A 10,147-nucleotide genomic window follows, 5' to 3' on the forward strand; every position below is an offset into this window, starting at 1 on the left:
TGCTTTTTTCAAGCATCTTAATTTTTTATCACATCTATCTTGTTGTATTTTTTATCCACTTGTCTCCACGTATTCTTATTAGACAGGCTACAAGTTTTAAAAATGTTTCCAATCTTAATATAACAAGTACTGCTGCAGGGTTCATATTCCATTTAAAAGCCGCTAAATAACCTATTGGAATTAGTCCCCAAAGGAATGTAATATCTACAAAAGCAGAAAATCTCGTATCTCCTCCACCCCACAGTATTCCACCTATTATTGGGCTCACTATAGATCTAAAGAATGTAATAAAAGCATATGTATATAAAAACTGCTTTGCTAGAACAAGTGTTTCAGGCTGTAAAGTATAGATAGCAAATATCGGTTTACTTATTGCTATCATAAACAGTGTATTTAAAAATCCACACAGTGTATATACCTTTACAAAAGCTCTGCTGGCTTCTTTTGCTTTTTCTATAAGACCTGCACCTATCATTCCACCCATTATTACAGCTGAAGAACTTCCAAGTCCCTGTACAAATGAAAGTGAAAACTGATGCAATACATTGCATATGCTGTTAGCAGCTACTACTCTTTCTCCCATATGTCCCAAGATTGATGAGTGCACTGCTAATCCAAGACCCCAGAATGTCTCTCCCAGGGTTACTGGAAGTCCATATCTTATCATATCCTTTAAAAGAGACCCATCGAAATATTTTAACATTATAACTTTAAATCTCAAAACACTCTCTCTATACTTTAGATATAAAAGGACTAAAATCACTTCCAACCCTCTTGCTATAATCGTTCCAATAGCAGCTCCAACTATTCCAAGTCTAGGTACTCCAAAATGTCCAAATATAAATATGTAGTTAAAAATTATATTAGTGCAAAATGACAAAACATATATCCATATAGAAAGTTTTACATCTTTTACACTTCTTAAAATAATTAAAAATATTGTTGTAATTGAATAAAAAATATACGAAAGAGATACCACTCTTAAGTATTTGATCCCCTCTTCTACTACTCCAGTTTCTGAAGTAAAAAGAAGCATTATCTGTTTAGGAAAAATTACAAGCATTAGAACAAACAGTATTCCAACACCTATTGCTATTTTTAAAGCCATAGCAGTTATTTTCCTTAAACTTTTCATATCCCTTTTACCATAATACTGGCTACATAAAACTCCTGACCCTGAACCTATTCCAGATATTAGAAGTGAAAATATATAAAATACCTGACTTGCAAGGCTTGATGCTGATAATACAGTCTCACCAAAGCTTCCTAACATCAAAGTATCCATCATATTTACACTGTACGAAATAATATTTTGAATTGTAATAGGTATAGTGATAGCCAAAAGATTTTTATAAAACCCTTTTTCCAATGTTCTCTCCTTATTTAAAACAGATAAAGGCTCCGTTTCTTCCTGATTTTTCTCTATCTCTTCTATATGAATGGAAATCACCATCATATGTGCATAAATTATTTGTATTTATATTTTCTTCTTTTATTCCATGAGCTATCAGATTAAGATAGTTAAACTTCTGATTATCAAAATATAATTTTCCATTTTCTCTTTTAAAACTTTTAGATATTAATTGAGAAGGAAATTTTCCCTGAAATTTTTCTAAAAAATCCTCTCCCACTTCATATCTATCCTGTGAAATTCCAATTCCAAAAGTTATAATTATATCTTCAGGATTAGAACTGTATTTTTCCTTCATTATATTAATAGCATTTATTCCTATCTCTTTAAATGTACCCATCCAACCTGAATGGACAAGAGAAATTATCTCTCTTTTTCTATCATATATATATATAGGAAGACAATCGGCATATTTTGTATAAATAACTATATCTTTTCGTTTAGTTATAAAGCCATCTGTATTTTCAAAATATAATTTATTATCATCTTCTATTATCTCTATATTACTGCTATGAACCTGATGTCCTGCAGTAATTTTTTTATTTGTAAATGAAAAATCGGAGATAAACTTTTCCTTTTTCATCTCCATTACATTTCCATATTCTTTCTTAGTATAAATAGCAAATATCCCATATTTTTCAAGTTCATCAAATTGTATATAATTTCCCCTATCAGTCATTTATACTATTTCCTTTCTAAACTCCAACAATCTATTTAAATTAGTCATAAGTTTTTCAAATCCATCAAAATAAAGAGACTGCATTCCATCTGAACATGCACACTCTGGATTCTCATGAACCTCTACCATAGCTCCATCTGCTCCTGCAATTACAGCTGCCATTGTAACTGGTTGTACAAGACTTCTTCTTCCAGTACCATGACTTGCATCTATAATAATAGGAAGATGTGATTTTTCTTTTATTAGAGGTATTGCATTTATATCCACTGTATTTCTTGTCATAGTTTCAAAAGTTCTTATCCCTCTCTCACAAAGAATCACATTTGTATTTCCATATGCAACAATATATTCTGCTGCCATTAAGAATTCTCTTATTGTAGCACTTAAACCTCTTTTTAATAAAACAGGTTTGTCAGTCTTTCCTAAAGCCTTTAAAAGACTGAAATTTTGCATATTTCTCGCTCCAACTTGAAAAATATCAGCATACTTTTCTACAAGTGGTATATCCTGACTATCCATAACTTCTGTAACAACAAGCATATCATATTTATCAGCAGCTTCTCTCATATATCTTAGACCATCTTCTCCAAGACCCTGAAAATCATAAGGAGATGTTCTCGGTTTAAAAGCTCCTCCTCTTAAAACCTGAGCTCCTGCTTTTTTTACCTCTTTTGCAATTTTAAATATTGACTCTCTGCTCTCTATAGCACAGGGTCCAGCCATAACCAAAAAGTTTCCTCCACCAATTTTTCTACCCTTTATATCTATTACTGTGTCTTCAGGTTGAAATTCACGACTTACAAATTTATAACTTTTACCAATAGGTACTATTTCATCTACTCCTGCAAAAGAAAGAAGTATATCTAAATCTACATTTTTAGTATTTCCTACAATACCAATTTTGAAATAATCTTTTTCTTCCTTTATTATACTTCCCAATTTATTGGCAGATATAAATTTTAAGATTTCGTTTTTTTCCTCTTCTCCTATATTTCTCTTTGTTTTTATATACATTATTACGCTCCCAATATTTTCTTTAAATTATAACTCTTTAGACAAAAAAAGAAAAGAGCTTTATCTTTTCTTTCTTTTAGGTATTGGCAGTGGTTTTAGCGGCGTTACATATGTAACTCCTGGATTCATATCCAGTCTCATTTTTACACAATCCCTGTTTCTAGAAAAAAAGTCTCTTATTTTAGTTCTTATTACTGGGGTACTCTCAAGATGTTTTGATCCATATCCGTGTATCACCATTATCTCTTTTCTGTCTCCAGCCTTATAAAGTTTATTATACTTTGTAATAAATACTTTTAAAGCATCATCAAAGTTCATATAATGTAAGTCAATCTCATTATACATAGAATACCTCTCCCAAAAATTCTAAAATTATTGAAAAAAAAAGAGTCCTTTCGGACTCTTTAAAATTCAGTACTACTCAGCAGCAATTGCTCCAACTGGACATCCACCAGCGCAAGCACCACAGTCTACACAAGCTTCTCCGATAGCGAATTTTCCATCATCAGTTGCTGATATAGCTCCAACTGGACAAGTTCCTTCGCAAGCTCCACATCCGATACAAGTATCTTTATCTATTACGTGCATTCAAAATCCCTCCTAATTATTTTAATCTTTTAATTTACCTAAGATAAGTTTATACTATTTTTAATTTTTTGTCAAGTATAATTAAAAAATAATTCATTTCTTATAAACGCAAATATTTTGATATTTAAATTTTTTATATATTTACCTCTACTTTGAAATAAATTCTTCCATCCACTCCTCACCATTATTGGTAAGTACAGGAAGATAAATAATTATGTCTTCAGTTGCTTTTACTTCAAATTTTTTCTCTATCTCTTTTGTAACACCATCTGTATCTTTATACTGAACTACTATCTTGTGACTACGTCCTTTTACAACTTCAGCCTTACGTTTATTTGGCTTTATTTTCTTTTCTTTTTCCCCATCAAGAGAATATCTTATATCCTTTACTGCAACATACTCTCCTTTTGGTTTATTCTCAACATAGACATTATGCTGTCTTCCTGTGATAAAAAGTATTACTGATAGAACTATTACAAATATAAGAACTATCAGCCAGTTTCTAGCTACCTTCATTTCTTATCACCATCCTGCTTTTGTATATCTGCATTAAGTATTCTTTTTCTCTCTGCTGCTTTCTCTTTATCTCTTCTCCATTGGTGCATTATAAGTACTAAAGCTATAATACCATATGAGATAAATACTCTAAAGTATTCTCCAATCTGTGCAGATCCTATCAACTCTTTACCTGCTCTTGGTGCCAGGATAAACATAGCATGGAAAAGTATTACACCACTTAAAGCATTTGGAATAGTTGCCTTTGATACTGTAGCTCCCCCTATTAGAAGTGCTGCAATAGAGAACATTCCTATTTGCTCATGGCTGTTATATGTATTCATAGTACCTATATTTTGTAAAAATATTATCTGTCCAATTCCTGCTAACATAGTTGAAATAACAATGGCTATTATTCTGGTTCTATCAGCACTAATTCCAGCAGATCTTGATACTTCCAAATCCTGTCCAATAGCTCTCATGTCCTGTCCTATCTTAGTTTTTCTAAACCACACTATAAACATACAGAACAAAACTATTGCTATTATTGTCAATATTGGAATTGAATACTCTCCAATATGCATTACAACAGCATCATCTAGAGATCTTCTTATATTTTTAAGGTCAATTGCATTTCTAACTCCATATCCTCTTGATAGAAGTATTGAAGTATCTGTGATAGGAATTACCTTTCCCATTCCATATAATACAATTAATTGATAAACCCCATTGATAAAGAATCCTAAAATCATTGAGGTAATCATCTCTTTACCTTTTGCCTTATTTAAAACCACTCCACCTATATATCCTAATAAAGCTGCAAGTGGAAGTGACATAATCATTGCTAAAAATAATCCCTGTAACCCAACAACTTGCCAGTCAGTAACAAATATAAGTGCTATCTGTCCAGCCATAGCTCCAAGTACAATACCAAAGTTTAATCCCATTCCTGCTATGATAGGTATTAATAGTGATAATACTAAAAATAGGTTACGTGAAAGTCTTAAAATTATTTCCTGAATAATATATTTTAAACTCAAACCAGAAACTGGAACTGATAATAAAATCACTATTATCATAAAGATAGGTACAACATTGTTAACTAAAAATTTCTTTATCTTACTTTCCACTTCCGGCACCTCCTTTTCTAGTCAAGGCATATAGAATCATTCCATTTGATACAATGATTCTGATTGTCTCTGACATATCTGTTTTGATTAGTCCATTGACAACACTTGGAGTCATAGTAAGGATACCTTGGAACAGGAAAGTTCCAATTACAACATTGGTTATAGTTGCTTTATTTACTGATGCTCCTCCTATAAGTATTGCTGCTATTGCCGGAAAGGCCATATAAAATGGTGCAAGATATAATTGCACGAATCCAAAACTTTGTTGGTATATTACAATTCCAACTGCTGATAACACAGTAGACATTACTACTGATTTTACTCTTATCTTATCAATATCTATTCCAGTTGCTCTTGCAAACATATCATTTGTTCCAACTGCTTTCATTGCATAACCTGTTTTAGTTCTGAAGAAAGCCCAGATAAAAAATGCAAGAACTATAAAGAATATAATCTCTCCTAATGGAAGAAGTTCTGTATGAATATGAAGTGCTTTTTCAAAAGCTTTATGCCAGTAGTTTTCAACACTTATTGTAGTACGAAGTCCTTCTCCTCCATAAGCCCAGATCATATCAGGGCTCTTAAATGGTAATAAAAGCCACATTATACACATTAAGGCAACTGATGAGAATCCAATATATGTAGCAATCATCATCTCTCCACCTTTTACCTTATTCAGGATATTTCCATATATCCATCCAAAAATAAAAGCAAATGGAAGAGAAAATATTATTGCTGCAAATACACCAAGTATTCCATGCAGTCCCATTTCAATACTTATTACTGCTCCTAGAAGTCCTGCTTCAACTCCTAAAGGCATACCAAAGTTCAATCCTGTCCCAGACTGTATCATAGGCACAAGAGACAATACCAACACTGCGTTCATCCCAAATCTAACTATAGTATCTCCTATTGCTGATTTTAAATCTATTCCAATAAAAGGAGACACAACATACATAGACAAAAGGAAAAGAGCAATGATTATTCTAGGCCATCCAGCCTCTTTAAATATCTTACTTAGACTTTTCATTTTTTGCCCCTCCTTTTCTGTTCTTAACACCCATCATCATCTTACCAAATTCAAGAACATCTGCTGTAGGTGGTAAAATTCCTTCTACTTTTCCTTCAGTTATTATTGCTATTCTGTCACAGACACTTCTTAATTCTTCAATTTCAGATGAAGTGATAATTACAGTAGTACCCTCTTCTCTGTTATATTGCTTCAAAGTATCAAGTACAAGTTTCTTAGCTCCTACGTCAATCCCTCTTGTAGGCTCTGATACAAATAACACCTCTGGATCCATAGTAAAAGCTTTTGCAAGACATACTTTCTGTTGATTTCCTCCACTTAATTCCTGAGCTGTCTGTTTCTCACTCATACATCTTATTTCAAGTTTTTTGATATAATCAACAGCATTTTCCTTTATTTTTTTCTCATCAACAAGGTTAAATACACCGAATCTCTTCTTAAAAAATTCACCTTTTATCTGCATAGCTGGGTAAGCAATATTATCTTCTATTGAACTGTCTAGTAGAAGTCCTACTCCTTTTCTGTCTTCAGATACAAAGAATAGTCCTCTTTGTAATGGGTCAGAAGGATCATTAAGTTTTATTTTTTCTCCTTTAAATTCTACATCACCTTTTGCGTGATATAGCCCCATTATTCCATTAGCTATTCCTATCTTTCCTTGACCAGCCATACCCCCAAGTCCTAATATTTCACCTTTTTTAATCTCCAATGATAAACCTTTTACACTTTCACCAGGCATGTCAACCCATAGATCTTTGATAGAAATAATAGTTTCTTTATTATCATTTTTTATCTCTTCTACATCATTAGAAGATTCTTCCATCTTTCTACCAATCATCCACTCTGTTATCTCATTGACATCTGTATCTCCAATTGGTGAAGAGTTTATTAATTTTCCATCTCTTAATACAACTACTTTATCACAAATGGACATAATCTCATCAAGTCTATGTGTTATAAAAAGTATAGCAATACCTTTATCTGACAACATTCTCATTGTCTCTAAAAGCATCTTAGCTTCTTTTTCTGTAAGTACAGCTGTTGGTTCGTCCAACACAAGAAGTTTAGTGTTATCTCTTTCTATCTCCCTTGCTATCTCTGTAAACTGTTTGTGAGCAACTGGCATCTCTGTAACCACAGTGTTTACATTAATATCCACTCCCAAACTTCCCAATGCATCATTAGCTCTAGACTCAACAGTTTTCTTATCAATGGCTTTAATTCTTGAGCCAAAAAGTCCTTCTAAGAAGGTATTAATAGTCGATTCTCTGTTAAGCACAACATTTTCTGAAGCTTCAAATCCCGGAATCAATGAAAACTCCTGGTGTACCATTCCTATACCAGCTTCCAAAGCATCAAAGGGTGATTTAAAATTTGTTTCTTTTCCATCAAAGTAAATCTTTCCTCCAAAACCTCCAGTTTCAGCTATAACTGGCATACCAAAGATACATTTCATAAGAGTAGATTTACCAGCCCCATTTTCACCAACCAGCCCAACAATTTCGCCAGGTTTTACTTCAAGATTGATATCTTTTAGTACGACATTTTCACCAAACGTCTTTGAAAGATTTTCTATTTTTAATAATACTTCTTTCAATAATTCCACCCCTTATTTGAAAAAATGAGGGGAGACAAATTTCCCCTCACCTTTTATTTTTGTTATTTAATTTTAAAGTATTTTTCTGGTACTTTTTCATCTGTCATATGAAGATATCCTTGTCCTAATACATAAGTATCTTGATATAACAAGAAGAAGTTATCTTTTTCTACACCATTTACATCAGTATAGTTACTTCCATTCCATTTTGCACCTGGTGTAAATTTATTATAAGATTCAATTATAGAATCAAAGTCTGTTAAATCTGCACCATGTTCTATTACGTTTCTTACATGGTCACCTAAGGCAATAGCTGATATAAAGTTATAAGAATAAGCCCAAGTTCCCATTCTTCCAGCTGCACCTTTTGATACAACAGTATCTTCAACTTTCTTTAAAATCTTTGGCCAATTTCCTTTTTCTTCTTCAGTAAATTTGATTCCTAAAGCTCCTGGATATCCCATAGTAGGTGAAGGTAGGTCTGCTTCTACAAAGTATCCACCGTCTTCAGAAATTCTCTTTAAAAGTGGTTCTGTGTGAGCGTCGTTTGTTGCAAAGAACGCTGTATCTTTACCATATTTTTTCAACCAGTTAGGTACTTGTTCTAGAATATATTGTTGTGCTCCTGCTACACCAACGTCACTTACTGGGTCTGGTGCAGACATATCTATAAATTCCATTCCTAAATCTTTAGCAGTTGCTGCCATTATGTTTCTTCTTCTAGATAGAAGTTCATAACTTAAGTGTCTTGGGAATGATATATGTACAAATTTTTTAGCTCCCATTCTTTGTGCTGCTTTTACAATTAGATATCCTCTTGCCACATTATCAGGGTTTGTTACTAAATCTGCTGCCTCAGCTATAATATCTGGGTCTTCATGTGGTGAGTTTGCAATTAATAAGATATCTGGTCTAGCTTTTCTTATTCTTCTAAAAGCCTCAACAGTTCCTGGTACGGCTTCAACAAGGATGATGGCCTTCATCTTAGGGTCATCTGCCAGGGCAACTATTTGAGATATAGTTGTTTCCATTTCCTGCATAAAGTTATCCGGATATGTTACATGAGTAACCATTCCACCATTTTCAACTGTACCATACATCTTAGCTAATGCTTCAGCTCCTCTCAAACTGTCCTCAGATTGAGATACAGTTCCACTTACTACCCCAATATGGTAATCTGGAGTTTCTGCAAAGCTAAATAATGACACAATGAACATCAAAACAATCATTACATACTTTTTCATAATTTTCCCCCTTACATTTTACATAGATTTGTACCAATTTAACTCAGTACTATTTTTTTAGTACTCTTTTCTTACTTTTCTGAACTGTTGTGTTTGATTATACACCTTAATTTTTTATATGTCAATATAATTATTGATATATTATATATATTATTAAAGAAATCAAATATATAAAACCGCTCTAATTCAGTGTTTATGCCTGGTTCTCGTGACCAGTTATCTCTGAAATTACTCCCATAATTTTATCAATATTTGCTTCTGCTATCATTCTTTGCCCTACTACAACTACCGGTGCACTTCCACATGCTCCTAAACAGTTTACTGATTTTAGTGTAAATAATCCATCAGGTGTAACTCCACCTAAATCTATATGAAGTTTCTCTTTAAGCTGTTCTACTATCTCTTTTGCCCCTTTTCTTTTGCACTTCACTCCTAAACATACAAGAATTTCATATTTAGCTTTTGGTTCTGTTGCAAAAAAACTATAAAAATTAACTATTTCACTAACTTTTTCTACTGGTACTCCTACACTTTCCGCAATAAATTTTTGAACATCTTCAGGTATATATCCAAAAATCTCTTGTGCTTTATGCAATATTATTATTAAAGAACTTCTTTTATCCTGAAAGCTCTCTATATACTCTTCCATTCTAACAAAATTTTTGTAACTTAAACTCATTATTATCCTCCGCTTTTTTCTATATAGTCTATATTCTACCACATTTTTTTCTTTTTTGTTAAAAATAAAAATAAAATCTCATTTTTTTGCAAAAAATAAAAAAAAGCTTAGCGAATTCCTATCCTCCCAGGTCGTCTCCAACCAAGTACTTTCAGCGTTTGCAGGCTTAACTTCTAGGTTCGGAATGTGACTAGGTGTACCCCTGCAGCTATTTTCACTAAGCAATATATATTATATTTAGTTATTATTTAAATTAAAGTTTGGCAAGTTCCTATCCTCC

The 10,147-nt window shown here is 32.5% G+C and carries 11 protein-coding genes and 1 rRNA gene; all 12 read right to left on the reverse strand.

What is annotated here, in order from left to right; all coding sequences use genetic code 11:
* Nucleotides 1–34 precede the first annotated feature (34 nt).
* The 12 genes from IX290_RS10390 to rrf all read right to left on the reverse strand — a co-directional run bounded on the left by IX290_RS10390 (nt 35) and on the right by rrf (nt 10,089).
* Complete coding sequence (locus tag IX290_RS10390; protein ID WP_211493120.1) at nt 35–1,369, reverse strand: MATE family efflux transporter; 1,335 nt, start codon at nt 1,367–1,369, stop codon at nt 35–37.
* Nucleotides 1,370–1,379: 10 nt separating this feature from the next.
* Complete coding sequence (gene pgeF, locus IX290_RS10395; protein WP_211493121.1) at nt 1,380–2,090, reverse strand: peptidoglycan editing factor PgeF; 711 nt, start codon at nt 2,088–2,090, stop codon at nt 1,380–1,382.
* Nucleotides 2,091–3,104: a 3-deoxy-7-phosphoheptulonate synthase gene (aroF, locus tag IX290_RS10400; RefSeq protein WP_211493122.1), complete on the reverse strand. Its 1,014-nt coding sequence runs from the start codon at nt 3,102–3,104 to the stop codon at nt 2,091–2,093.
* Nucleotides 3,105–3,164: 60 nt separating this feature from the next.
* The gene (locus IX290_RS10405; RefSeq protein WP_211493123.1) at nt 3,165–3,449 is read right to left on the reverse strand and encodes a Smr/MutS family protein; all 285 of its coding nucleotides are present in this window, start codon (nt 3,447–3,449) and stop codon (nt 3,165–3,167) included.
* Between the two features lie 72 nt (nt 3,450–3,521).
* Entirely contained in the window at nt 3,522–3,692 is a 171-nt protein-coding gene (locus IX290_RS10410; protein WP_211493124.1) for a 4Fe-4S binding protein, read from the reverse strand.
* A gap of 147 nt (nt 3,693–3,839) precedes the next feature.
* Complete coding sequence (locus tag IX290_RS10415; protein WP_211493125.1) at nt 3,840–4,208, reverse strand: DUF6672 family protein; 369 nt, start codon at nt 4,206–4,208, stop codon at nt 3,840–3,842.
* Complete coding sequence (locus IX290_RS10420) at nt 4,205–5,317, reverse strand: ABC transporter permease (RefSeq protein WP_349290761.1); 1,113 nt, start codon at nt 5,315–5,317, stop codon at nt 4,205–4,207. The genes IX290_RS10415 and IX290_RS10420 overlap by 4 nt, the downstream gene beginning before the upstream one ends.
* Nucleotides 5,307–6,329 carry an ABC transporter permease gene (locus tag IX290_RS10425; RefSeq protein ID WP_211493129.1) on the reverse strand — a complete coding sequence of 341 codons (1,023 nt, stop codon included), beginning with the start codon at nt 6,327–6,329 and terminating at the stop codon, nt 5,307–5,309. The genes IX290_RS10420 and IX290_RS10425 overlap by 11 nt, the downstream gene beginning before the upstream one ends.
* A 1-nt stretch (nt 6,330) precedes the next feature.
* Nucleotides 6,331–7,944, reverse strand: a complete 1,614-nt coding sequence (locus IX290_RS10430) for a sugar ABC transporter ATP-binding protein (protein WP_211493126.1) — start codon at nt 7,942–7,944, stop codon at nt 6,331–6,333.
* A gap of 62 nt (nt 7,945–8,006) precedes the next feature.
* Nucleotides 8,007–9,188, reverse strand: a complete 1,182-nt coding sequence (locus tag IX290_RS10435; protein ID WP_211493127.1) for a DUF3798 domain-containing protein — start codon at nt 9,186–9,188, stop codon at nt 8,007–8,009.
* Nucleotides 9,189–9,381: 193 nt separating this feature from the next.
* Nucleotides 9,382–9,867, reverse strand: coding sequence for an NAD(P)H-dependent oxidoreductase subunit E (locus IX290_RS10440; RefSeq protein WP_211493128.1), 486 nt, complete (start codon nt 9,865–9,867; stop codon nt 9,382–9,384).
* 105 nt (nt 9,868–9,972) lie between these two features.
* A 5S ribosomal RNA gene (gene rrf, locus IX290_RS10445) occupies nt 9,973–10,089 on the reverse strand.
* Nucleotides 10,090–10,147: the final 58 nt, after the last annotated feature.

It is taken from the genome of Fusobacterium sp. DD2, assembly GCF_018205345.1.
Lineage (GTDB): Bacteria > Fusobacteriota > Fusobacteriia > Fusobacteriales > Fusobacteriaceae > Fusobacterium_A.